At 31.6% G+C, this 811-nt stretch carries 1 protein-coding gene; it reads left to right on the top strand.

The window, feature by feature from the left end; all coding sequences use genetic code 11:
• The first annotated feature begins 106 nt into the window (after nt 1-106).
• The gene (locus CCPUN_RS04190) at nt 107-550 is read left to right on the top strand and encodes a hypothetical protein (protein WP_133282321.1); all 444 of its coding nucleotides are present in this window, start codon (nt 107-109) and stop codon (nt 548-550) included.
• The last annotated feature ends 261 nt before the right edge of the window (nt 551-811 follow it).

Raw genomic sequence — 811 nt, forward strand, 5'->3', positions numbered from 1 at the left:
TGAACCCTTAAAAATTTTTCAGGAAAAGTTATGGCGTAATCCATATACAGCTTTTAATTAAAAATGCGAAAGTCCTGTTTATAACAGATTTAAATATAGTTCATATATGGTTCAACACAATTTTTATTCTTTTTTGAAGCATGTTAGGGGTATTTTATGTGCCATAATTTTAGTACATGGTACTAGCTGTACAGGGCGTTTAGCAGATGTACAGGGCATGGTTAATTTTTCACCTTCTAAAAGTGAACCAGAAACTGATACGACTGATACTGATACTGAAGAAATCGATTCAGATAATAATAAATCTATTACTAATAGTCCTACAGGGAGGGATGTATATATTGATAGTATTAAACTTTTGGCACCGAAAATTGAAAAAAATAATTTAGCTAGCACATCTTGTATTCAGAATTATTGGAGTTCAGTAGGATCCAGTTCAACGGCTTCGGACATGGCAAAAAGGGAAAATAAAAAAAGCAATTCAGCATCAAACGCATCTCTTTGGAAATTTTTTTACTGTTTCGGTTGTTGCCAGAGTAATGCTAAATGAGCATTAGAATATGGGCATAAATTTGCATATCAGTACATATCAAAATTGGAGTAACTACCCAGGTACCCTGTGTTCTGCATATAATAGCTTTTATTTTTATAGTTGATTTGCAATGAAATATAAAATTCGTGGTAAAAATTTTGGTAGCATATTTTCCGATATGTTAAAATTGATAAAAATATTTGGTGGTGGTACAAATATATGATTTTACTTAGCCCAAGCGTTACCTTTATTTATGCTATCAATGACTATCATGATTGC

This window comes from Cardinium endosymbiont of Culicoides punctatus, from assembly GCF_004354815.1.
Classification (GTDB): domain Bacteria; phylum Bacteroidota; class Bacteroidia; order Cytophagales; family Amoebophilaceae; genus Cardinium.

Excerpts from the sequence above, each read along its gene's own strand:
- CCPUN_RS04190 (WP_133282321.1), top strand. The coding sequence starts at position 107 with ATGGTTCAACACAATTTTTATTCTTTTTTGAAGCATGTTAGGGGTATT.